Origin of the sequence: Phyllobacterium sp. (assembly GCF_037994425.1) — a bacterium.
In the GTDB taxonomy this organism is placed as follows: Bacteria; Pseudomonadota; Alphaproteobacteria; order Rhizobiales; family Rhizobiaceae; genus Phyllobacterium.
Genome location: NZ_JBBNAM010000354.1, coordinates 1 through 24070, shown reverse-complemented (window position 1 = coordinate 24070; position 24070 = coordinate 1). Strand labels below are relative to the sequence as shown.

Annotated in this window: 23 protein-coding genes; 11 read left to right on the top strand and 12 right to left on the bottom strand. The window is 58.3% G+C overall.

Features of this window, described 5'->3' with window-relative positions; genetic code table 11:
• Positions 1-230: 230 nt before the first annotated feature.
• Together AAAB35_RS23615 and AAAB35_RS23610 are read left to right on the top strand one after the other, a co-directional pair.
• Entirely contained in the window at positions 231-1343 is a 1113-nt protein-coding gene (locus AAAB35_RS23615; protein ID WP_340670718.1) for a lysylphosphatidylglycerol synthase transmembrane domain-containing protein, read from the top strand.
• Positions 1344-1544: 201 nt separating this feature from the next.
• On the top strand, positions 1545-2639 hold the full coding sequence (locus tag AAAB35_RS23610) for a Fic family protein (RefSeq protein WP_340670716.1): 1095 nt from the start codon (positions 1545-1547) through the stop codon (positions 2637-2639).
• 66 nt (positions 2640-2705) lie between these two features.
• Here AAAB35_RS23610 and AAAB35_RS23605 read toward each other — a convergent pair whose 3' ends face one another.
• Entirely contained in the window at positions 2706-2909 is a 204-nt protein-coding gene (locus AAAB35_RS23605; RefSeq protein ID WP_340670715.1) for a hypothetical protein, read from the bottom strand.
• A 237-nt stretch (positions 2910-3146) separates the two neighbouring features.
• Here AAAB35_RS23605 and AAAB35_RS23600 point away from each other — a divergent pair, with 237 nt between their 5' ends.
• From AAAB35_RS23600 to AAAB35_RS23590, 3 genes are all read left to right on the top strand, one after another.
• Positions 3147-3908: an ABC transporter substrate-binding protein gene (locus AAAB35_RS23600; protein WP_340670714.1), complete on the top strand. Its 762-nt coding sequence runs from the start codon at positions 3147-3149 to the stop codon at positions 3906-3908.
• Positions 3909-4117: 209 nt separating this feature from the next.
• On the top strand, positions 4118-5512 hold the full coding sequence (locus AAAB35_RS23595; RefSeq protein WP_340670721.1) for a selenium-binding family protein: 1395 nt from the start codon (positions 4118-4120) through the stop codon (positions 5510-5512).
• Between the two features lie 34 nt (positions 5513-5546).
• A complete protein-coding gene (locus AAAB35_RS23590) occupies positions 5547-6173 on the top strand; it encodes a hypothetical protein (protein WP_340670713.1) in 627 nt (208 codons plus the stop codon).
• Between the two features lie 54 nt (positions 6174-6227).
• Here the strand turns inward: AAAB35_RS23590 and AAAB35_RS23585 are convergent, their stop codons facing one another.
• Complete coding sequence (locus AAAB35_RS23585) at positions 6228-7217, bottom strand: sugar-binding protein (RefSeq protein ID WP_340670712.1); 990 nt, start codon at positions 7215-7217, stop codon at positions 6228-6230.
• A gap of 503 nt (positions 7218-7720) precedes the next feature.
• Between AAAB35_RS23585 and AAAB35_RS23580 the strand changes: the two genes are divergently transcribed.
• The 6 genes from AAAB35_RS23580 (at position 7721) to AAAB35_RS23555 (ending at position 13938) form a co-directional block, all read left to right on the top strand.
• Positions 7721-8464, top strand: a complete 744-nt coding sequence (locus tag AAAB35_RS23580) for an ATP-binding cassette domain-containing protein (protein ID WP_340670711.1) — start codon at positions 7721-7723, stop codon at positions 8462-8464.
• 42 nt (positions 8465-8506) lie between these two features.
• Positions 8507-9505: an ABC transporter permease gene (locus tag AAAB35_RS23575; protein WP_340670710.1), complete on the top strand. Its 999-nt coding sequence runs from the start codon at positions 8507-8509 to the stop codon at positions 9503-9505.
• 55 nt (positions 9506-9560) lie between these two features.
• Positions 9561-10457 carry an NAD(P)-dependent oxidoreductase gene (locus AAAB35_RS23570; protein WP_340670709.1) on the top strand — a complete coding sequence of 299 codons (897 nt, stop codon included), beginning with the start codon at positions 9561-9563 and terminating at the stop codon, positions 10455-10457.
• A 74-nt stretch (positions 10458-10531) separates the two neighbouring features.
• Entirely contained in the window at positions 10532-11944 is a 1413-nt protein-coding gene (locus AAAB35_RS23565) for a nodulation protein NfeD (protein WP_340670708.1), read from the top strand.
• 14 nt (positions 11945-11958) lie between these two features.
• Positions 11959-12717 carry a slipin family protein gene (locus AAAB35_RS23560; protein ID WP_340670707.1) on the top strand — a complete coding sequence of 253 codons (759 nt, stop codon included), beginning with the start codon at positions 11959-11961 and terminating at the stop codon, positions 12715-12717.
• A gap of 54 nt (positions 12718-12771) precedes the next feature.
• The gene (locus AAAB35_RS23555) at positions 12772-13938 is read left to right on the top strand and encodes a diphosphate--fructose-6-phosphate 1-phosphotransferase (protein WP_340670706.1); all 1167 of its coding nucleotides are present in this window, start codon (positions 12772-12774) and stop codon (positions 13936-13938) included.
• An 18-nt stretch (positions 13939-13956) separates the two neighbouring features.
• On the opposite strand, the gene AAAB35_RS23550 is transcribed toward AAAB35_RS23555, so the two are convergent.
• The 10 genes from AAAB35_RS23550 to AAAB35_RS23505 all read right to left on the bottom strand — a co-directional run.
• A complete protein-coding gene (locus AAAB35_RS23550) occupies positions 13957-14730 on the bottom strand; it encodes an amino acid ABC transporter ATP-binding protein (protein ID WP_340670720.1) in 774 nt (257 codons plus the stop codon).
• 2 nt (positions 14731-14732) lie between these two features.
• Complete coding sequence (locus tag AAAB35_RS23545) at positions 14733-15413, bottom strand: ABC transporter permease subunit (protein ID WP_340670705.1); 681 nt, start codon at positions 15411-15413, stop codon at positions 14733-14735.
• Between the two features lie 264 nt (positions 15414-15677).
• Positions 15678-16448 carry an amino acid ABC transporter substrate-binding protein gene (locus AAAB35_RS23540; RefSeq protein WP_340670704.1) on the bottom strand — a complete coding sequence of 257 codons (771 nt, stop codon included), beginning with the start codon at positions 16446-16448 and terminating at the stop codon, positions 15678-15680.
• A gap of 177 nt (positions 16449-16625) precedes the next feature.
• Positions 16626-17696, bottom strand: a complete 1071-nt coding sequence (ugpC, locus tag AAAB35_RS23535) for a sn-glycerol-3-phosphate ABC transporter ATP-binding protein UgpC (protein WP_340670703.1) — start codon at positions 17694-17696, stop codon at positions 16626-16628.
• Positions 17697-17711: 15 nt separating this feature from the next.
• Complete coding sequence (locus AAAB35_RS23530; protein ID WP_340670702.1) at positions 17712-18560, bottom strand: carbohydrate ABC transporter permease; 849 nt, start codon at positions 18558-18560, stop codon at positions 17712-17714.
• Positions 18560-19492: a sugar ABC transporter permease gene (locus tag AAAB35_RS23525; RefSeq protein WP_340670719.1), complete on the bottom strand. Its 933-nt coding sequence runs from the start codon at positions 19490-19492 to the stop codon at positions 18560-18562. The genes AAAB35_RS23530 and AAAB35_RS23525 overlap by 1 nt, the downstream gene beginning before the upstream one ends.
• A gap of 113 nt (positions 19493-19605) precedes the next feature.
• Positions 19606-20877, bottom strand: a complete 1272-nt coding sequence (locus AAAB35_RS23520; RefSeq protein WP_340670700.1) for a sugar ABC transporter substrate-binding protein — start codon at positions 20875-20877, stop codon at positions 19606-19608.
• Between the two features lie 47 nt (positions 20878-20924).
• Positions 20925-22112, bottom strand: a complete 1188-nt coding sequence (locus AAAB35_RS23515) for a PLP-dependent transferase (protein WP_340670699.1) — start codon at positions 22110-22112, stop codon at positions 20925-20927.
• Positions 22109-22852 (bottom strand): FadR/GntR family transcriptional regulator, encoded by a 744-nt coding sequence (locus AAAB35_RS23510; protein WP_340670698.1) that lies wholly within the window; start codon positions 22850-22852, stop codon positions 22109-22111. Before AAAB35_RS23510 ends, AAAB35_RS23515 begins: the two co-directional genes overlap by 4 nt.
• A 136-nt stretch (positions 22853-22988) precedes the next feature.
• Positions 22989-24070 (bottom strand): M81 family metallopeptidase (locus AAAB35_RS23505; protein WP_340670697.1); only part of this gene is annotated, 1082 nt, incomplete at its 5' end.

Genomic DNA, 24070 nt, shown 5'->3' with positions numbered 1-24070 from the left:
GCGATCATCTCAATGCGACACCCCGCAAATGTCTGGGCTTCAGGACACCCGCGGAGGTCTTTCGCCAAAAGGTCATGGCAAGGCGCAGATGAATAGGTTAGCCTGCCGTGCTCCAAAGTCGCGCTTCTGCGAGAACTCACCCAGCCGATCGCGACCGGCGACGCCGCACTGATCCGCAAGGAAAAAAGAATGTCGTCCGGAGGAGCCTCATTATCTAAGGCGGTACCATCTTGAGCAACGCACACTCGCAGCAACGCCGCCAGGACGCCACAGCATCCGCCGAGGGCCAAGTAAGCTCGAATCCGGCGCCATTGCCTGGACTTGCGGACGTCGAACCTGGCAGCGTCGGTATCGTTGCCGGTTGGCTTTCCGGCATCCTTGTCCTTGGCGTCTTCATCGGTTTTGCTCTTCATTTCGGTGACGTTGCAGTTTTCCTTTCTACCTTGAAATCCGCTGATCCGTTCTGGCTTGCGGCAGCAGCCACATGTCAAATCGCCACCTACGCCTGCGCTGCAGCCGTTTGGTTGCGGGTGCTTTCGCGCGCAGAAGCCCGGTTATCCTTTGCCGGTCTCTTCAGGCTCGCCGTCGTCCAACTTTTTGCCAATCAGGCGCTTCCCTCTGGCGGACTGAGCGGCGCCGCGATTGTCGCGCGGGGGCTGGCTCGACGTGGGGTGCCCTCTTCGCTGGTTACGACAGCACTTCTGGTCGGTGGGTTCTCGTATTACTTGAGCTACCTGATAGTTGGTCTGTCGGCCTTCGTAATCTTGTGGCACAGCGGCGATCTCGGTTCGGCATGGCTTCCACTCGCGACCGCATTCATCACGGTTCTGCTCGCTCTGGCGGGGGTAACGTTCCTGCTGATCCGACGGCAGGGGCGGATTATTCCAAAGACTGCCCTTGGCTGGGCGCCGATGGCGAAGCTGGCCACGATTCTCAGCGGTGCCCGCACGGATATGCTTCGCGATGGGAGGCTTATCCTTGAAGCGTTCTCTCTGCAGATTGGCATCTTTTTGCTGGACGCGGCGACTCTCTGGATTGCCGCTCGCTCAGTCGGCCTCACCATCAATCCCGTCAGCGCCTTCTTAAGTTTCGTCCTGGCGTCTGTGGTGGCCACGCTGTCGCCGATCCCCCTCGGCCTTGGCACATTCGAAGGAACGTGTACAGGCCTGCTCCACATCATGGGAAGCAGTATTGAGGGCAGCCTTGCCGCCACGCTCATCCTGCGTGGCTTCACGCTTTGGTTGCCTATGATGCCGGGGCTTTGGCTGATGCGAAAGGAGATGAATGCGACGGTTCCTTCAACTCCCGAAGGCATTGACCCTGAAGACCCGAGGCGTAGATGACACAAAGCCGCGCAGGACTGGCGTCTTCGCCATGACATCAAGCCCTAACCGGACCTCAAGGTGTGGGAAGCGGCATCTAGTCAGGCCTTGCCGTAGTTTATATGTGTCGATATAGTCGCATTTCATCGACATGTTATGGGAACGTGTCGATCTCATCGACATATCCTCGACGACGTGTCGAATAAACTCAGGAATGTCGACGTGCCGTTTGATGCTACACTTCCCTATAATGACCTCCCACTCCTGCCTCCACAGCGGGACGTGGAAACGAGGTCAGTTCTGAAGGCGTGCATTGAAGCGCGTGCGGCGCTCGCGGAACTACGCGTTTCAGGACAACTCATCCCCAATCAAGAGGTGCTGATCAACTCAATTCCCCTTTTGGAGGCGCAGGCAAGCTCTGAAATCGAGAACATCGTAACGACAGCCGACCGACTGTTTCGCTTTGCCAACGAGGCAGGCAATCAGGCCGATGCGGCAACCAAGGAAGCCTTACGATATCGGACGGCTCTCTACCAAGGCTATCGCATGCTGAAAAAACGACCGGTCTCGACTACCGTCGCAATCGAGGTTTGCCGCACGATCAAGGGTATTGATCTTGATATTCGGTCCACCCCTGGAACCGCGTTGATGAACGACGCGACGAAAACCGTCATATATACTCCGCCAGACGGCAAAAACCTGCTGCAAGACAAGCTCGCAAATTGGGAACGCTATATCCACGAAGCAGTCGAGGTCGATCCGCTCATCCGTCTCGCTGTGATGCACTATCAGTTCGAGGCAATCCATCCATTCACAGACGGCAATGGCAGAACTGGTCGTATCTTGAACCTGCTCTACCTCGTCGACAAGGGCCTTCTGGAAATACCCGTCCTCTACCTCAGTCGTTACATTATCCAGAATAAGTCAGCCTACTATCAGCGCCTTTTGTCGGTCACAACGGATGGCGACTGGGAAAATTGGATCTTGTTCATGCTTGTCGCTGTGCATGAAACCGCACAGTGGTCGACCGCCAAAATCCGCGCTATTCGCGATCTGCTTGATAAAACGGCCATGCGGCTCCGAAAGGAATTGCCAAAAATCTATTCTCGGGAACTTGCCGAGATCATTTTCGTAAATCCCTATTGCCGTATCGGAGACCTCGTAGAGGCAGGAATCGCCAAGCGGCAAGCCGCCTCGACCTATCTAAAGATGCTTAGCGGGATAGGTATGCTGGAGGAAATGAGATCTGGTCGCGAGAACCTTTATATCAACCCGGCGCTGCTCGAACTCTTGTCCGAGCGAAATGACCCAAGATGATTGGCCGCCCTCCCGGAAAAGCTCGGCTCAATTTGAAGCTATCAACTCCAGGAGCGAACAGCCAACTCAGACGTGCCGGCCCTGATTGCGCCGGACGATCATCAGCACCAGGAAAACCAGACCAAGTGCAATGAACACGATACCCAACGTCAGGAACTCGGTCGACCCATATCTGTAACCCGATGCCGTTATCAGGAAGCCCAATATGATAGCGATCAATCCGCCAAGCTTCTTCAACAATGGCATCGGGCTGTCACCGTTTACGGCCATCTCAAACCTCCGAATTTGCACTCACACAGATACAACCACCTGACGTTCAACGGGCGGCACGTCATGCTACCAGTGGTTGGGGCCCTGCTCAATCCGTCGGGCATTCTTTGATGCACAGGGGCTAACGTCGGAAAGCGACAGCGCGATTCAAGCCACGAGCAAGAATATCCTTCGCATCTACCGGTCTTCGGCTAATGTGTGGCCGGGCCAAAAGGCCTCCGACGAAGAGGATGGAACATGAATAAAACGCTAATGACGATCGCCGCGGCCATCGTCGCTTTCGCATCGAACGCAGCAGCTCAGGACTGGAAAGAGATCCGGATCGCCACAGAGGGTGCCTATCCGCCCTTCAATACCCTGAAGTCCGATGGAACGCTGGAGGGACTTGATGTCGATATTGCCAATGCACTTTGCGAAGAGATGAGGGCCAAATGCACGATCGTCGCACAGGACTGGGACGGGATCATTCCCGGGCTCATGGCCAACAAATATGATGCCATCATTGCGTCCATGAGCATCACCGAAGAGCGCAAGCAGCAGATCGACTTCACCAATAAATACTACACCACGCCGCTTGCCGTCGTGGTTCCAAAGGATAGCACGCTTGCCGGTGTTTCCGTGGACGATATGAAGGGCAAGACCGTAGGTGCCCAGGCCTCAACGACGCAGGGCAATTACGCGACCGATGTCTACGGCAAAGGGGGCGCGGACGTAAAACTCTACCCGACACAGGAAGAAGCAACCGCCGACATCCAGAATGGGCGCATCGACGCCTTGATTTCTGACAAGTTCGTCGTTGTCGACTGGCTCAACAACGCGGGCAAGGATTGTTGCAAGATGCTCGCTGACGTACCGGGGACGGCGACAGAGGCAGGCATCGGCATTCGCCAGGGAGATGACGCGCTACGCGAGAAATTCAACAAGGCGATCGATGCGATCGTCGCCAACGGTACGTACAAGAAAATCGTCTCGAAGTACTTTCCGTTCGATATCTATTGATCGTCTCTGGCCATCCGACCCTTTCGTCGGGTGGCCAGTTTCAGGGCCAAGGGTTTCGGCCTCAACAATTCAATACAAAGTTGCTCCGACCCCGGGCTTCTATCAAATGACTTGATTGGACACCAAACCGGGCAAGTGCCAAGATCATGACAAAGTCGCATTGGGGACCGCTCAGCAACTCTGTCATCGATAACGAGGAGAGCATCATCATGGCAACCTGGCAACCTGATCCTTCCTTTTATCCCTCGCCTCGCATGGCGGCGAAGGCGCCGGCTGAGAAGCTGGCCTATGTCGCAGCCTTCGATCCCGAGCGTAAGATACCTGACGCCATCGCCGTCGTCGACGTCGATCCGAAATCAGCGACGTATTCGCAGATCGTCGGTCAGGTCAACATGCCCAATGCGGGCGATGAACTGCACCACTTCGGCTGGAATGCCTGTTCCTCGTGTCTTTGCCCGAACGCCCCTCACCCGCATATGGAGCGCCGCTACCTCGTCGTTCCCGGGCTGCGCTCGTCGCGGCTTCACATCATCGACACCAAGCCTGATCCAAAGAACCCGAAAATCGTCCGCGTCATCGAACCGGAGGAGATCGCCGAAAAGGCAGGATATTCCCGCCTCCACACCGTACACTGCGGGCCGGAGGGCATCTATGTGAATGCCCTTGGCAACGCCGAGGGCAAGGCGCCGGGCGGTATTTTCCTGCTCGATCCCACAAGTTTCGATGTCCTCGGACAGTGGGAGATGGATCGGGGTCCGCAAAAACTTGCCTACGACTTCTGGTGGCACCTCGGTCACGACACGATGGTGACGAGCGAATGGGGAACGCCCGACACGTTTGAAAACGGTCTTGTTCCGGAGGTCCTGCTTGCAAGCAAATATGGCCGCAGGCTGCATTTCTGGGACTTGCACAAGCGCAAGCATTTGCAGGAGATTGATCTTGGCGAGGAATACCAGCTAGTATTCGAGCTGCGCCCGGCACACAACCCGACCAAGACCTATGGCTTTGTCGGCTGCGTCATCAGTCTCAAGGACCTCTCCGCGTCGATATGGACCTGGTATCGCGACGGCGACAAGTGGGCGGTGAAGAAGATCATTGAAATCCCTGCCGAGCCGGCTGATCCCGAGTTGCTGCCACCAGTTCTCAAGGGCTTTGGTGCGGTCGCGCCTCTTGTCACCGACATCGACCTTTCGATGGACGATCGCTTCCTTTACGTGTCATGCTGGGGCACCGGCGACATGATACAATATGACGTCTCCGATCCGTTCAATCCCAAGGAAACCGGCCGGGTTCGGATCGGCGGTATCGTTTCGCGCGCGACCCATCCGAAGGCAAAGAACGGCGCGCTCAATGGCGGCCCTCAGATGGTGGAAATCAGCCGCGACGGCAAGCGCGTCTACTTTACCAACTCACTCTACGGGCCCATTGATCCGCAGTTCTACCCGGAAGGCGTCGAAGGGTGGATGGTCAAGCTCGATGTCGGAGACGATGGCGGCATCACGTTCGATGAGAATTTCTTCGTCGACTGGCCAAAGAGCCATCGGCCTCACCAGGTACGGCTCGAGGGCGGCGACTGTTCATCGGATTCCTACTGCTATCCATGATTGCGCTGCGCCACAAGACGAGCAGAAAGGCACGATGACGTCCATCTCCCCATGGCTGGTGCTTGCCGGCCTTGGCGTCTTCCATGGTCTCAATCCAGCCATGGGCTGGCTGTTTGCCGTGGCGCTTGGTCTGCATCGTGGCCGTCGCATGGTCGTCGTCCGGTCGCTTCTGCCGATTGCCGCCGGCCACGCCGCTTCGATCGCGGTGGTTGCATCGGCCGCCGTTTTGCTCGGCTTCATTGTCGATCAACGCCCGCTTGAAATCGCAGCTGGAATCCTGCTTCTTGCATGGGCTACCTATCAGGCCGTCTACGGTCATCGCCACCGTGTGCGGGTCGGCATGACCACCGGGATGGTTGGCCTCGGCGTCTGGTCGTTCCTGATGGCGAGCGCTCACGGGGCCGGGCTGATGCTGGTGCCCGTCGTCATCCCGCTGTGCCTCTCTTCGATGCCCGCGCCGGACCTGACGGCAGCAGGTTCGCTTTCCATCGCCCTTGCAGCAATCGGCACCCACATGGCGGCGATGCTCGCCGTCATTCTCATAATCTCGCTCACGGTCTACGACTGGATCGGCCTAGGTTTCCTGCGGCGTGGATGGATAAATTTCGACCTCATATGGATCGCAGCGCTAACCGTGACGGGGCTTGTCCTGATCTTTTAATATCCCGGCAAAAAATGGAGGACGCCCGTAAACAGGCGCCCTCCTCCCTCAATATTACTTCTGGATGCAGGTATCGACCGTATCCTTGGTGCATTCATCAAGACCGGTAAACACCGGATCCTCGACCTTCTTGCCCTCGATGAGGTTGATCATCACCGTTGGCGCCTTGTAGCCCATTTCGAAGGGCCGTTGGCCAACAAGTGCCGTTACCAGACCTTCCTTGGCAATCGCGACTTCGTCGCCGATCGTATCGGCTGCACCGATGACGAATTCATTCTTGGCGATCTTGTCTGCCATGGGCTTGAACAGATCACGATAGGGTTGCGGCGCGCCAAACAGCGGCCAGCCGCCCATGATGCCAAACGCAGCAAGGTCGGGATTGGCGGCGAGGATGTCGGTCATCGCCTGAACGCCCTTTGCACCATCATCATTGGTAAACACGGGGCAACCAGCCACTTCCGTCCATCCGCCCTCGCCTTTGAGCGCGGTCAGGCCCTTCTGGCCGCTGAGCGTATCGCGCATACCCTGGGCACGGCGCAGGATGTTGTCAGCCCCTGGATTGCCCTCGATCGTGCAGATCTTGCCGCCACTCGGCTTGGCCTTCTTGATGTACTCGCCGATCTTGGCGCCCATCAGATAATTGTCGGTGCCAAGATAGGTCTTGCGCAGAGCCGAGTCCTCGGCTGCGAGATCGGCGTCGAGCGTCATTACCGGAACTGCGGGATTTGCAGTCTTAATGGTCTGGGCGATGAGCTTGGCATTCGACGGCGAAATGGCGATGGCCGCCGTGTCGGCCTTACCGAGAACGTCCTGGACGATCTGCGCCTCGCCCGCCTCATCGGATGTGGAGGCCGGCCCGGTGTAGAAGCACTCATATTCCGAGCTTGCGTTCTCCTTGTTCCACTTCTGGCAGCCCTGGTTGATGGCCTCGAAGAATGGGTTATCGAGGCCCTTGACGACGATGACGAGTTGTTTTTTCGCCAGAGCAGGTCCTGCACCGAGCGCGAGCGCGGCAGCGGCGACGAGTAGTATTGATTTCCTCATTTGTTCCTCCCTTGAACCCGACGGACACGGGCGTGCCCGCCACACAGATCAATCTGGATGCCAAGCAATACGAGGTCATTCTGCAGTCACACGTATCGCGGAACCCAGTCGATTGGTATTACAGTCCGGTGCAGGCGCGATGACTTGCCTGATCCCGATGTCTTCCCGGTTCAGGTTGGAACCGGTTACGAGCGGCGAATGCGCGTTGTCGCAATTGACCGCGATCGGGTTCCGCCCGACTTGCCCGTCGCGTTCGTGATCAGATATTCCTCCCGAATACTAGCTAATAACGCCAAAGTTTCGCCGTCAACGGGTATTTGTCATATAAAACTATTTTTGGTTGCATGGGGCTTGCAATCACCCGAAAGTTGATTGACGCTTGGTGAAGCGTTTGCGTAAATTCGGCCTACCGCTGTCCTTGGGAGGGGATGGAAGGTCGCGACAATGTCCGCATGATTGTGGGACGAAAGCAAGCGCACGGCAAATGGGAGGCAGGATAACTGGTGGCGGTTCTCGAACTCATCAATATTTCGAAGCATTTCGGCGCGATACAGGCCGTCAACGATGTTTCAATCGCGATCGAACCCGGCCAGGTGGTCGGCCTCATGGGCGACAATGGCGCCGGCAAATCAACGCTTGTGAAGATGATCGCCGGAAATTTCCGCCAGAGCGAAGGCACCATGCGCATGGATGGTGCGGAGCTTGTCATGCACAAGCCCATCGAGGCGCGCCAGCACGGGATCGAGATCGTCTATCAGGACCTTGCGCTCTGCGACAATCTTACTGCGGCCGCCAATGTCTTTCTCGGCCGCGAACTACGCCGTGGCTTCGGGCCCATTCGCATTCTCGACTATGCCAGCATGTATCGGCGCGCCGGCCAGATCTTTGCCGAACTGAAATCCGAAACGCGGCCGCGCGACCTGGTCAAACAGATGTCCGGTGGCCAGCGCCAGGCGGTTGCGATCGCCCGCACGCGGCTTTCGGAAGCCAAGATCGTTTTGATGGACGAACCGACGGCAGCAATCTCGGTCCGCCAGGTCGCCGAGGTATTGAACCTTATACGCCATCTGCGGGACCAGGGCATCGCGGTCATCCTGATCAGTCACCGCATGCCGGACGTCTTCGACGTGGCCGATCGGGTCATCGTCATGCGACGCGGCAGGAAGGTCGCTGACAAGACCATTGAAGCGACATCCCCTGAAGAGGTCACGGGGCTGATCACCGGCGCGATCGAACAGGTTGCCTGACCCTTAGGAACGAGAACACTTTTGCAGAAACCGAGGTCGACCATGGCCATCACTCTTGATCAGACAATCGCTCAAAGGCAGCACAACTGGCTGTCGTCCGTGCTCGGAAGCCAGACGTTCTGGGTGTTGATTGCCGTCATCCTCGCCTGTATTTTCCTGTCGTTCGCGACGGATTCCTTCGCGACGACGAAGAACCTTTATAATATCACCCGCAACGTTACGTTTGTCGCGATCATCGCGCTTGGCATGACGCTAGTGATCATTACGGGTGGCATCGACCTTTCCGTCGGATCGGTGCTTTGCCTGTGCAGCATGATCCTCGGCGTCGTCATGCATGCCGGCTACAGTATTGAGATCGGTATTGCGGCTTCGATCGCGACAGCCCTCATCATCGGCGCATTTCACGGTATCCTGATTGCCTATATCGGTATGCCGCCTTTTGTCGTCACGCTCGGCACATTGTCGATCGCGCGCAGTCTGGCCATGGTAGCCTCCGGCAATACCGTCGTGTTCCAGTTTGGGCCCGACCATGACAAGCTGCTTGCGCTTGGCGGCGGCGCCTGGTTCTTCGGCATAGCCAATCCCGTGATCTACATGATCGTTTTTGCCCTCCTCACCGGATTCGTGCTGCGCTGGACCAAATTTGGACGCCATGTCTATGCCATCGGTGGCAATGAACATGCGGCGACGCTGACCGGCGTCCCGGTCCGGCTCATAAAGGTCGCCGTCTACATGATCTCCTCACTGTCGGCCGGCATCGCCGGCATCATCCAGACCGGATGGCTCGGCGCGATCACCACCAACATTGGCGCGGGGCTTGAACTTCAGGTCATCGCGGCGGCCGTCATCGGTGGTGCGGCGCTCGCCGGCGGCGTTGGCACCGCGCTCGGCGCGCTCGTTGGCGCGGCGCTGATCGAGGTGATCCGCAACAGCCTTGGCCTCCTCGGCATCAATGCCTTCTGGCAAGGCTGTTTCATCGGTGGCGCAATCCTCTTCGCGGTGCTGTTCGACAGGCTGCGCAACCTGCGCCAGAGCGAATAACGGGCGCACTGTCAATTCTCCCAATTGGCAGTGCACGGTACATGGAGAAATCAAAATGAAGAAGCGTATCGTATTTACCGGTGGCGCCGGCAAGGCAGGGCGTCATGTCGTTCCCTATCTTGTGGAACACGGCTATGAGGTTCTGAACGTCGACCTCGTTGCTCTGAACCATCAAGGTGTCAACACCCTCTTCGCCGACATCACCGATAGCGGCGAGATGTTCAACGCCTTGTCCAGCCATTTCGGCTTCGAAGGCTTCGAGACAGGCAAAGGCCCGGGGCCGATCGATGCCGTCGTCCATTTCGCGGCGGTACCGCGCGTGCTGATCAAACCCGACAACGAGACATTCCGGGTCAATACGATCGGCACCTACAATGTCATTGAGGCCGCAGTCAAACTCGGCATCCGCAAGATCATTATCGCATCAAGCGAAACCACCTATGGCGTCTGCTTCGCCGAGGGCGACAAGGATTTCCACCAGTTTCCCCTCGAAGAGGATTACGACATTGATCCAATGGACAGCTATGGACTGTCGAAACTCGTGAACGAACGGACCGCCCGCGCCTTCGCCATGCGTACTGGCGCGGATATCTACGCGCTGCGGATCGGCAATGTGATCGAACCGCATGAATACGACCGCTTCCCGGACTTCCTCGCCAATCCGTTGTCGCGCAAGCGCAATGCCTGGAGCTACATCGACGCGCGCGATCTTGGACAGATTGTCGATCTCGCGATCCAGAAGGACGGTCTGGGCTTCCAGGTCTTCAATGCGGTCAATGACACGATCACGTCGACGCTTCCTACGCAGGAATTTCTCGCAAAGTACTGCCCCAACGTTCCGATTATCCGCGAACTTGGTGAGTTCGAAGCGCCGCTCTCGAACCGCAAGACACGCGAGGTTCTCGGCTTCCGGGAAGAGCACAATTGGCGGAATTATGTGCCGCCGAAGTAGACGTGCAGGTTGCGCAAGCCTCAGACGGATGTGGCAGAAACGGGTGCTCTGATGTAAGCTAAACCATGGAACTGATGAGGAAAATCATCGGAGAATGGTTTGGAGTAAGACGGGCTCTAAGTCCCGCTGCCGCTGCGCTACTTGGCATCCTCTTGTCGGTATTGCCGAACAATGCACAGACAACGCATGTGGCCCTTCTGCTGCAGCTTCAGGGGATCGTTGGCCCGGCCTCATCTGACTACATAACACGCGGACTGAGAACTGCAGCTGAGCGCAATGCATCGCTCGTGATCGTGCAAATGGACACGCCTGGTGGCCTCGACACCTCGATGCGGGACATCATTCAGGGCATCCTCGGCTCACCCGTGCCGGTGGCCATCTATGTGAGCCCGAGCGGAGCGCGCGCCGCGAGCGCTGGCACCTATATTCTCTATGCCAGCCACATAGCGGCGATGGCGCCCGGTACCAACCTTGGCGCGGCGACGCCGATCCAGATTGGCGACCTGCCATTTCCAAAGGATGACCAGGAAAAGAACGACAAGGATCAGGCTCCGAAAGACGGCCATGGCGATGCAAGCCCGATGTCTGCTCCTGCGAACCCGATGGAGGCGAAGGCCGTCAACGACGCTGCCGCCTATATACGCTCGCTCGCGGAGCTGCGCGGCCGCAATGTGGATTGGGCCGAGCAGGCGGTGCGCCAGGCGGCAAGCCTTTCAGCCAGCGCAGCGCTCAAGGAGAATGTGATCGACATCGTCGCCTCCAGCGTCGATGATCTTCTCCTGCAGGCCAATGGCCGCACTGTCAGCGCGGGAGGAAACCAGATCAAGCTTGATACCGGAGCGCTGAAACTGGAGCGGCTGGAGCCGGACTGGCGCACGGAACTCCTGATGGTCATCACAAATCCGAACGTCGCACTGATGCTGCTGACAATCGGCATCTATGGACTGATTTTCGAATTCCTGACGCCGGGTTCTTTTTTCCCCGGCACTATCGGTGCAATCTGCTTGCTGATCGGCCTTTATGCACTCGCCATCCTCCCCGTGAACCTCGCCGGCCTTGGCCTCATCATCCTCGGGCTCGCGCTGATGGCGGCTGAAGCGTTCACGCCGTCCGGCGTTCTCGCCGTTGGCGGCGCAATCGCGTTCATCGCCGGTGCGACAATCCTCATCGATACTGACATCCCAACCTTCCAGACGTCCTGGCCGATCGCCGGCGGCATTGCACTGGCCAGTCTGGCGCTTTCCCTGATCATAGTCCGTCTCGCCCTTTCCTCCCACAAACGCCCGGTTGTAACGGGTAGCGAGGCGATGACGCGGGCTGAGGGCGAGGTCCTCGATTGGCGTGGTCTCAAGGGGCACGTCCTCGCCAGTGGCGAGCGATGGACAGCTACATCCGAGACCCCGCTGAAGAAGGGCCAGCACGTGCGTGTAGCCGGCATCGAGGGCATCATCCTCAAAGTTGAACCGGATCAGACGGATGGCTCCTAGTGGAGGATTTCCCAATGCTCATCACCATTTTAGCCCCTGTCATCGTCATTGTGCTGATGATTGTGGCTGCCGCGATCAAGATCCTGCGTGAGTATCAACGCGGGGTCATCTTCACGCTGGGCCGCTTCACCGGTGTGAAGGGACCCGGACTAATCATCCTCGTTCCCCTCGTACAGCAGATGCTGCGCGTCGACCTGCGGACCGTAGTTCTGGACGTGCCGAGTCAGGACGTGATTTCAAGGGACAACGTTTCGGTGCGCGTCAACGCCGTGCTCTATTTCCGGATCATCGATCCCGAGCGTGCCATGATTCAGGTGGAGGATTTCATGATGGCGACGAGCCAGCTTGCACAAACCACACTGCGTTCGGTCCTCGGCAAACACGATCTCGACGAGATGCTGGCAGAGCGCGACAAGCTCAACAGTGACATTCAGGAAATCCTCGACGCACAGACCGATGCATGGGGGATCAAGGTTGCCAATGTCGAGATCAAGCACGTGGACCTAAACGAAACCATGATCCGTGCGATCGCGCGGCAGGCAGAGGCCGAGCGCGAGCGGCGGGCCAAAGTCATCAATGCGGAAGGCGAACAACAGGCCGCGCAAAAGCTGCTGGAGGCTGCCAATATCCTCGCGCAGCGGCCGGAGGCCATGCAATTGCGTTACCTCAATACGCTGAATGTGATTGCCGACGAGAAAAATTCGACCATTGTGTTTCCGTTCCCGATGGAACTGGGCGAACTATTCAAGGCGGCAGCAACCAAGAACAAATAGCGCTATCATCAGACCAGTTGGCCATGCTCGCAGGAAAGAAAACGGAGAGTGGATATGACCGAGACATTCGTAATTGCGCAAGGTGGTGGCCCGACTGCCGTCATCAACCAGACGCTGGCCGGAGCCGTGATCGAGGCCCGCAAGCGCCATCCTGGGGCGCGTGTGCTTGGCGCGATCCATGGCGTACGCGGTATTCGCGACGGCAATTTCGTCGACCTTTCGGACCTGCCCGAAGAGCAGCTTCGCCTGCTTGGCGCAACGCCCAGCGCCGCCTTGGGGAGCACGCGTGACAAGCCGGACGCGGCCTATTGCGAGACGATCCTGAAGGGATTGCGCCAGGTGGGCGCCACCGCGTTCATCTACATCGGCGGAAATGATACGGCTGGCACGCAGCAGATCCTCGCCGACGCCGCAGGCGGCGGCATCGCCTTCGTTCATGCCCCGAAGACGATTGACAACGACCTCGAAGAAAACGACCACACACCGGGGTTCATCTCGGCTGCCGAGTTCGTGGCAACGGCATTCGTAAGCGTGGATCTCGACTTCCGGGCTTTACCGGGTATCTACGTCGGTATCGTCATGGGCAGGCATGCAGGGTTTCTCACCGCCGCCGCCGCCGCATGGCAGCTTGATGACGAGAGCGGCCCTCACCTTCTTTACGTGCCGGAACGGGCCTTCTCGCCAGCGCGGTTCGTCGAGGAGGTGCGCTCCGTTGTCGATCGCCATGGCCGATGCATCGTTGCCATGTCCGAGGGCGTCACCGCCGAGGACGGCCGCTCCGTCGTTGAGAACCTCGTTGCCCGCGAGCGTCTTGAATTTGACGCGCACGGCAATGTCCGGCTGTCGGGCGGCGATCTCGGCATGGCGGTTGAACAGGCATTGCGGGATGGCTTGCCGGGCGTTCGTGCCAGGGTTGACACATTCGGGTATTTGCCGCGCGGCAATGCCGGGTTGATCAACAAGACAGACGCGCAGGAGGCCTTTGAAGCCGGAGCGTTTGCCGTCGAAGCTGCCGCACAGGGCGGAGGCTCGGTAGCGCTAACGGAGGAAGGCGGCATCACGCGTATACGCCTGGTGCCGCTCGCCAATGTCGCCGGAAAGACGCGTCACCTGCCCTCAAGCTTCCTCTCCCCGGAAGGCACACGTCTTGCCGCCGACGGTAAGGCCTATTTCAACCGATTGCTGCCAAGACGGCTTAAACTTGCAAAGCCGTTTGTGTAGTCGGGCCTGAGGATCGGTTCAGATCCCTTCGCCCTGCACGTTGCTGTCGTCATGTGTCAAGGTTGCGATGAACCGCTTCGTCCGTTCGCGCTGCGGCCGCGTGAAGATATCACGCGACGATCCCTTCTCGACGATCACGCCGCCGTCGAGAACGATCACCTCATTGGCAATCTTCGATGCAAGCCGCAGGTCATGCGTCGCCATCACCATTGTCGTTCCTTCACGCGCGAGTTGCGCCAGCACATCAACAACTTCGCCCGAAAGCTCTGGATCGAGCGCGGACGTGGGCTCGTCACACAAGAGTACCTTTGGCGAAGGCGCGAGCGCCCGCGCAATCGCCACGCGTTGCTGTTGACCTCCCGACAGGGTTGAGGGCCACACGTTCGCCTTGTGGGCAAGGCCTACCTTTTCGAGGAGCATCATCGCCCGCTCCCGCGCACGCTCCCTTGGCCATTTCAGGACTGTTGTGAGGCCCTCCGTAACGTTCTCGATCACGTTGCGATGCGGGAAAAGCTGAAAGTTCTGAAACACCATGCCGGTATGTCGTCGCACCCGGTGGATGTCCTTGGCGCCGACGCGGGCGGAAGGTCGAAACTCCAGGCTGTCGCCGGCAACGTCTAGTGAGCCCGCGGTCGGAATTTCCAGCAGATTGATGCAGCGCAGGAGTGTGCTCTTGCCTCCGCCGGAAGGACCGACGAGCGCCATCACCGCGCCTTCCGCGACGCTGAGTGAGACGTCGTTCAGAACGGCCAGGTCGCCGAAGCGTTTCACGATGTTCTTGAGTTCGACCATTGTCATGAGCGTGCCTCCAGGAAACCACCGTAGCGATTGAGGCGGTTCTCCAAGCGCGCCTGCAGGGACGACAGAACTGAACTCATCACGAGGTAGATCAACGCCGCTTCAACATAGAGGATCAACGGTTCATACGTTGTAGCAACAATGCGCTGCGCCGCTTGAAACAGTTCCGGCACGGTTATGGCCGCGGCAAGCGAGGTATCCTTGACCAGCGAGATGAAGGTATTTGACAGCGGCGGAACAGCGACGCGGGCGGCTTGCGGTAGGATGGTGCGGCGCATCGCCTGCCCCCAGCTCATACCGATCGAATAAGCCGCCTCCCATTGCCCCTTGGGCACCGACGAAATGACCGCGCGCAGGATCTCCGACGTATAGGCGCCGATGTTGAGTGTGAAGCCGATCAGCGCGGCGGTGAATGCGTCAAGGACGATCCCGACACTCGGCAGGCCGTAGAAGATCAGGAAAAGCTGGACGAGGAGTGGCGTGCCGCGAATGATCCACACATAGAACTTGACAATCGCCGCAAATGGCGCCGGCGCAAACAACCTGACGAGCGCCGCGATAAGGCCCACGGTCAGGCCGAGGACGAAGGATAGCAGCGTCAGGGGAATGGTGAAAATCAATCCTGCCCAAAGGAGGGAGGGCAGTGATTCGAGCATCAGTGTCAGCCAATGGGTCAAAACCGGTTCTCCCTAGTGGTTCGATTCCAACATTCGCATCCGGGTTGATACGAGCCATGCAGGCGAATGTTGGAATCAAGGAACCACTAGCAACTCTACTCGCTCTAGTGGAGCTTTGAATTTGACATTCGAAACGAGCCTGATGTCGAGACGAAACTCGAATGTCAAATTCGCTCCATTGGTGAGCCCGTACTTTGCATATAAAAGGCAGGGTCAAATACCCTGCCCTCTTAGAGCGCAAATCGCGCCGGTCGTAAACGGGTGTTACTTGGAGACGTCCTCACCGAAATACTTGTCTGCAATCGACTTGTAGGTGCCGTCCGCCTTGATCGTCTCGAGCGCCTTGTTGATTTCGGCCAGGAGATCGGGCTCATTCTTGCGAATAATGATGCCGGAGAAGTCGGCGTTCTCCTGTTGCGCAGCAATCTTCACGTTGGCGTCGGGCTTGTGCTTCTTGAAGTCGAGGAATGACAGACTGTCGTTGATCGTTGCGTCCGCACGGCCATTGAGCACGAGTTGGATCGACTGGTCGAAACCATCGGTTCCAACGAGTTCAGCGCCGGCTTCCTGCGCGATCTTGCCGAAATTGCTGGAAAGGGACTGCGCCGATTTCTTGCCCTTCAGATCGGCGAAAGACTTGATCTCGGCATTGTCACCCTTGACGATGAGAACCGCCTTGGAGGCGATATAGGGCTCGGAGAAATCATATTTCTGTTTGCGCGCCTCGGTGATGCCGACCTGGTTGATGACGGTATCGTAGCGGTTGGCATCAAGACCAGCGATCAGCCCGTCCCACTTGCCCTCTAGAAACTCTGGCTTCACGCCGAGATTCTTGGCAATCGCTTCGCCAATCTCAACGTCGAAACCAACGAGCTTGCCGGATGCGTCATGGTACGTGAACGGCGCATAGGTGCCTTCCGTGCCGATCTTCAAGACGCCCGCTGCCTTGATCTTTTCGAGATTCGATTCCGCATGAGCCTGCGCGGGCACGATTGCGAGAGCGCCGATGACGAGGAGTGATTTCAACCAGTTCATTTGTTTCCATCCATTATTATAGCCTTTCGGCGAATGATCGGAAAATGTCACTTTGCTCGGCCGCTGCATAGGCATCCGCCGCCAGCAAAATTTGTCAAACGGCGAAATCTATACCAGCAATCGCGCAAACAGAGAAATATTATTCCGCCCGTTTTAGCTGTCGGACGGACATGCGCGCTAACTCAATCGCATACCGGTCTTGGCATGGAAGACGTGGACATTTTCCGGCTTGACGCCGAGCCCGATCGCGTCCCCGGGAGCGCGGTCTGTCCGGCCCATGGCGAAGATGCAGACCTGTTGATCAGCCATCCTTGTGTAGAACTGCGTGGAAAGACCCAACGGCTCGATGACCTCGATCCTCGCCTTCAAGGTATCCGCACCGCCGATTTCGAGGTTCTCCGGCCGTATGCCCACCACTATCCGGTCACCGTCGCCAAGCTTGATCGCCTGCCGCAGCGGCACCATCTGGCCGTCAGCGAGCTCTGCGGTAGTTTTCCCGTCCTGGTGGGTAACCACGGCAGGCAAAAAGTTCATGCCGGGTGAGCCGATGAACCCTGCAACGAACAGGTTCGCCGGATGGTCGTAGAGTTCGAGCGGCGTGCCAACCTGCTGGATCACCCCGTCGTGCATGACCACGATGCGGTCGGCCATCGTCATTGCCTCCACCTGATCGTGCGTGACATAGACTGACGTCGTCTTCAGCTGCTGGTGCAGTGCCTTGATTTCGGTGCGCATGTGGACGCGCAACTTTGCGTCGAGATTCGACAGCGGCTCGTCGAAAAGAAAGACTTTCGGATCGCGTACGATGGCCCGGCCCATTGCGACGCGCTGCCGCTGGCCGCCAGAAAGCTGGCGTGGAAGCCGTTCAAGAAAAACGTCCAGTCCCAGCCGCTTGGCGGCGCTACCGACCCTGTTCATGACGAGATCCTTGGCCGTCTTGCGCAGCAAAAGGCTGAAGCCCATGTTCGACGCCACATCCATGTGCGGATAGAGTGCATAGGACTGGAAGACCATGGCAATGTCGCGATCCTTGGGGGCGACATCATTGACGATCCGGTCGCCGATCTTGATCTCGCCTGCGGAAATCTCCTCGAGGCCGGCGATCATGCGCAAGAGCGTGGACTTGCCGCAGCCGGATGGACCAACGAGGACAACGAACTCGCCGTCGGCAATGGAAAGGTCAACGGCCGACAGCACGTTCATGGCGCCGTAGTTTTTCTGGACATTGGAGATGGTGACAGAAGCCATGGGTTTTATCCTTGATTAGCCCTTCACTGCGCCAGCCGTCAGGCCGGTGACGAGGTAGCGTTGCAGGAAGGCGAAGAACAGGCAGGCCGGAATGAGAGCGAGGACCGAGGCCGCCATCATCTGTCCCCAGTCCACGGCAAATTTGCCGATGAAGGTCAGGAGCCCGACCGCAAACGTCTTCTGGCTGTCGCTGCTGATCAGCATCAGTGCGAAGAGCAGCTCGCTCCATGCGGCCGTGAAGACGAAGCCGAGGGTCGCGCCCATTCCTGGCAGCGTCAGCGGAATGATGACCTTGCGCAGCGCCTGGGAACGGCTGCAGCCATCGATCATTGCAGCTTCCTCGAGGTCCTTCGGAATACCGTCGAAGAACGACTGCATCAAGAAAGTGGCGAAGGCGATGTTGAAGGCGGTGTAGATGATAATGAGGCCGGTGAGACTATTGGTAAGTCCGAGCTGACCCATGATGCGATAGATCGGCGGGATGACCATGACCAGTGGAAATGTCTGGGTCAAGAGCAGCGTCACGGCGACCGTCGTCTTGCCGTAAAACGAGAAACGCGACATGGCATAACCCGCGGCCGAGGCAATGACTGTCACCAGAAACGCGGTGATCACCGAAACGATCACGCTGTTGAGGAAGTAGCGCGGAAAATCGGTAGCGCGCAGCACCGTGACATAGTTCTCCCACGTCGACGTTGACGGCCACATGGTGATGCCTTCCGAATAAAGCAGGGATTGTGGCGTCACCGATATCTTCAGCGTCCAGAAGATTGGAAACAGGGCAAAAATGACATAGGTCCCGACAGCGGCGTAGAGACCTACTGCACCGAAAATCCGGGCGTTGCGTGAGCGTCCGGCGATCATCAGGAATACCTCACGAGTGCTTTGCGGATGCGGATGAGAACGACGGCATAGAGGATGAGCAGCGCCAGCAAAAGCACGGCCACTGCCGATGCGTAACCCTTGTCGAGCGTCTTGAACGCGCTGACATAGATATAGGTCGCGACGGTGTTGGTTGAGCCGGCCGGACCACCCTCGGTCATGACGTAGATGAGGTCGGCGAATGTGGCTATCCAGATGGTACGCAGCATAACCGTGATGGCGATCGTTGGCGCCAGGAACGGCAATGTGACCTTGGTGAAGCGTTGCCAAGGATTGGCACCATCGATGGCGGCCGCCTCGTGCAGTTCTGATGGAATGGACTTCAGCGCCGCCAGGAGCGTGATTGCGAAAAAGGGTATGCCGAACCAGACATTGGCGATGATCGGCCCCCACATCGCGGTCGCCGGATCGGAGAGAATGTTCGTAGGCTCGGCCCTGAGGCCGAGAGCATAGAGCCAGTGCGGCAGAGGCCCTACGATTGGATTGAAAAGCCAGGCCCAGGTGAGGCCCGAAAGAAACGAGGGAACGGCCCACGGCAAAAAGACGATGGCCTGAACGAACTTCTTTCCGGCGAAATCGCGATCAAGGAGCAGCGCAAGGCCGAGACCGAGGAAGAATTGCAGGAAAAGGCTCGCGACCGTCCACCACAGCGTGTTGATCAGTGCTTCGCCCAGCACCTTGTCGTGCAGCATCGCTTGATATTGCGCAAGACCCACGAATTCTGACTTGAAGGCCGAAAATTTGCGGAAGGAATAGCTGATGCCGAAGATCAGCGGGACGACCAGCACCACAAGCAAGAGGACGAGCGCCGGACTCATGTAGGCCCATGGCTCGAAGCCGTCGCCAAATCGGCGTTTCTCGCCGACCTTTCCGCCCTTCTGCGGCAAGCCCGCCGCCGTCGATTGCATCACCATACCGATCGAACCCCTCATCTCGATGTCGTTCGAATTGGCCGCCTTGTTTCCGGCTTCGCTCATTCGAAGAAATGCTCCGGCACTGGCGCACCGGAGCACTGTTTCAAGTTCCGTTATTTCTTGTTCTTGGCCATCCAGGCCTGCTGCTGTTCCGTCAGGAACGCGGCCCATTCGTCGGCGACCTGCTTTGCCGTCTTTTGGCCAAGCAGAACTTCCTGGAAATTCTTGACTGAAACCGAGTCATAGAAGTTGCCGAGGTTTTCGAGATGCGTTGGCGGTGTGACGAACTCGAAGGTCTTTGGATCGCTCAACTCCTGGAACCAACCCTTGAAGCTGTCCGAACCGAAATAGGGATCCTTGTCCGCTCCGTTGTGGATTGGCAAGACACCGACATTCTTGGCGAACTCCATATTGTCTTCCGGCGAAAGCAAGGTCCCCATCAGCTTCCAGGCGTCGTCCTTGACCTTGGAGTTGGCGAACATGGCCCAGCCAGCATATCCGAGGGTTGGATAGGACTTGCCATTTGGCCCTGTCGGAAGTGGAGCGACGCCGAAATCCTCGGGCTTCATCTTCTCGGCGATACCGATCAAAGCGTCCGGATCCTGGTCGAGCATAGCGCAGGTGCCGGAATAAAAGCCGGTAACCACCTCGTTGAAGCCCCAGCTGACACTGTCCTTCGGTGCGTAGCCGTTCTTGTAGATATCGGCCAGCATTTCAAGACCCTTGACGGCGCCCGGCTCGTTGAGCGTCGCCGTGCCATCTTCGTTGAAATAGCCGCCCTTGCCGTTGGCGATGTTCATGAACATCTGGACGCCATTGAAGCCACCGGGCCCGCCGCGCAGGCAGTAGCCGTACTTGCCCTGGATCGCCGAGATCTTCTTGTTGGCTTCCATGAATTCATCGAGCGTCTTCGGCGCTTCCTTGAGGCCTGCCTGCTCGAACAGCTTCTTGTTCCAGAACATGGCGCGGACGTAATAGCCGTAGGGGATCATGTACTGCTTGTTGTCGACAACGGAGCCAAACTGCTTGGCGCGATCACCAAGCGTTGCCGCATCCTTCCAGTTGGCCATGTAAGGACCAAGATCCTCGAGTTGTCCGTTGTTGGCATATAGCCCCATCCAGCGCTCCGGCATCTCAACAATATCGGGCGTGTCGCCTGCCTGAACCATAGTCAGGAATTTCTCAAACGCCTGGCCCCATGGCAGCGAAACGAGTTCGACCTTCACGCCGGGATTTGCCTGCTCGAAGCCCGCAATCTGCTTCTTGAGAAGTTCGGTGCGCGGCGGGCTCGAAATCACCTCCACCATCTTGATCGTCGTATCGGCGAAAGCAGCCGAAACCGTCATCGACAGGGCCGCGATGGCGCCCGCCAAAAATATTCCCATTCGCTTTTGCATTATTGTCTAGCTCCCATTTTAGATCGTTCAGAAGTTCAGCGTTTTGCTTTTGTCAGTGCGTTGGTGAGGTCCGCCCAAAGCTCCTCAACACTTTCGAGTCCCACGTGCAGGCGGATGGTTCTCGGGCTCACGCCAAAGCGCCCGATCGAATTGGCGTCCGGTGTCTGCTGTAGCGAGGCCAGCGCAGGGACGACGAGGCTTTCGTGACCACCCCAGCTGACGCCGATGCGGAACAGCTTGAGTGCATCGACGAAGGTGGGCACGTCGATGTCTTCGGTCACCTCGAAGGAAAACAGTCCCGAATAGCCGGACAAGGTCGCCTTGCCCGGATGATTTGAATAGGCAGGGTGCATAATGCGCTCGACATTTTCGTGCGCCTTCAGCCGCTCGGCAATCGCGAGTCCGCTCTTCATATGGTGCGGCAGGCGCAACGTCAGCGTACGCAGACCGCGCAGCAGCAGCCACGCCTCGAACGGAGAAAGCTTGGCGCCGAGGTACGAATATGTGCGACCATTGATGCGTTCGATCATTTCGCGCGAGCCCGCAACCACGCCAGCAACCGTATCGCTGTGACCGCCAAGATATTTCGACGCCGAATGCATCACAAGATCAATGCCATGGCTGATCGGCTTCTGGAACAGCGGCGTCGCCCAGGAATTGTCGATCGTGGTTACGATACCATGCTGCTTGGCCAGCCGAGCATAGTGGGCAATGTCCTGCAGTTCGAACATCATCGAGCTCGGGCTCTCGAGATAGAGCAGCTTAGCGCCCGGCAAGGCCGTAGCCACTGCGTCGGGATCGGACCCATCGACATAGTCCACCTTAATGCCGAGATGCGGCAGCAACCGCTCGAACAGGCGGTAGGCATCGCCATAGCAATTGCGCACAGCGACGATACGCTCTCCTGCCCCGACGAATGCAAGCACCATTGCACTGATAGCACCCATACCGCTCGAGAAGGCGCGCGCCGCCTCCGCGCCTTCGAGCGCAGCGATCTTGCTTTCAAATTCCATCACGGTCGGATTGTCGCCGCGCGAATACATCGGCTGACGCTTGCGGCCGGCAAAAGCGTCGGCCATCGCCGCATAGTTCTCGAAGGTAAACAGCGACGTCTGGTAGATCGGCGGAACAACCGAGCCGCCAGGAAAGGGCTCGTCGTGGGCAAGGAGCGTCGCCGCTTGCGCCATCATCTCCTGATCATGAAAATATGGATTGTCGCTCATTCTTTACTCTTCTTGGTCTGCTTTTTAAGGTTTGCGTTGCCGCGCTTGAGGTCATCCTCGACGGTCGCAATCAGTTTCAGCGCCTCGGCGCGCGCGCCCAAGGGATCGCGCTCGGCGATCGCGTTGAACAAGGTGCGATGGTAGGGGAAGCTGGCATGGCCGAAATCGCGCACACCGAGGGGGTGCTCCCAGAACCGGTGAAACATTTCGTACATCGCGGCGATGATCTGCTCGAACAAGGGATTACCGGAGGTACGGAACACGGCAAGATGGAAATCCCAGTCCTCATCCGCCGACATGCCGCTGCGTTCGTGGAAGACTTCCTCCATCCGAATCAGCTTCTGCTCGATAAACGCGATGTCCGCGTCGCTTGCGCGTTCGGCGCAAAGAACGGCTGCTTCCGCCTCGAGCCCGCGGCGTATCTCCAGCGTGTGCATGAGGCTGTTGAAATCGTTGCCGGACGGCAGGGTCAGCGGCAGGTGCAGCATGTTGCGGGTGACTGCCGCCTTAAGGTATGTGCCACTCCCCTGGCGTCGCTCAACGAGACCAAGTTCTTGCCACCGCGTCAGCGCCTCGCGCACCGTTGTCCGGCTGACCTTGAAGTGTTCGGCAAGGACGCGTTCCGTCGGTAACCGGTCGCCCGGCTTCAGTCCGGCACCCGTCACGAAATCCGCCAGCGCGTTCAGCACCGCGTCGTCGCGCGATGACGTGTGCACTGGAGCTAAGATCGGACTGACCACCGGAGGCATCACCTAAATTGGTTGGACCATTGTGCCAATTCAGCATGAAACCAGACGCGAGTCAAACCTTGTTTTGCCGCTCTTCGCCATTCCGCGCTCCTTCCTTCGGGAAAGAAAGGGCCAACTTTTTGAAGGATCAGAACGGCATATCCACCCGCGGCCAGATATCGCGCGCAAGCTTGCGATAGTTGGTCTTCCTGGGGTTCGATGGATAGGGCGCACCCGCGTCGATATAGATGATCTCTGCCGCAACCGGTTCGAATCCGGCGTGAAAGTGATTGGTGGACTTGACGAGCAATATGTCCTTCGTCAGCGGGTCGATGCCGAGATTGGAAAAGATGTCCGGCTCGAACGTCTGCGTCCGGTTGGTATTGAGAATGACCTCGATGTCGGTAGCGTCGATGCGAACGACCGCCGCCGGGCCGAGGGTAACGCGGCTCTGACCGAAGCTTTGCCAACCCTCATCAACGGCCTTGAGTACCGTCACACGCGCGTCGATCGGCGGGCCACCATCGGGGCCGGCCTTGCCGCCGAAACGCAACTCGATCTTTGCGCCCTCCCCCGCCGCGAGGCAGAAGGTGACCGCGATGGGGTCCCAGATGGTGGCGACCGCTACGTTGTCGATGCCGCGATCAATGATGCGTCGCAGGATCAGCGTTCCGTCGCCGGCAACGCCGCCGCCCGGATTGTCCCAGACGTCGGCGACGACGACAGGCTTGCCCGATTTTCTGGCGGCAACGGCAAGGGCCGCGTCAAGACCCGCGTCGGTGTCGAGCATCGGCATTGCCGTCGTGCCGCGCAGCGCGAAAAGTTCCATGCCAAGTTTTTCCGCAAGCGCCGCACCTTTGGCAGGATCATTGTCCGTCACCACCATCACCTGTGTGCCAAGTTCCGGAACGTCGCCCGCCATGAAACCATGAATGAGCGAAACCGAGAGAACGCCGTCTTTGCCCTGCAGCGCTTTCATGCGGTCGACATAGGAGCGCATCGGCTCCCGGCTCGTGGGATAGACGCCGATCATGCGGCAGTCGAACGTCGAGATCACCGGCTTGATCTCGCCCTTGAGCGACGACAAGGCAAGGTCGACCACGTGCTCACCCCGCTCATAAAAATCCGTGTGCGGAAATTCAAGAAATGCCGCAAGGATATCGGCGCTGCGCACCCGCTTGGCCGTGAGATGGCTATGCGGGTCAAGCTCGCAAGCGACCAGCACATCGG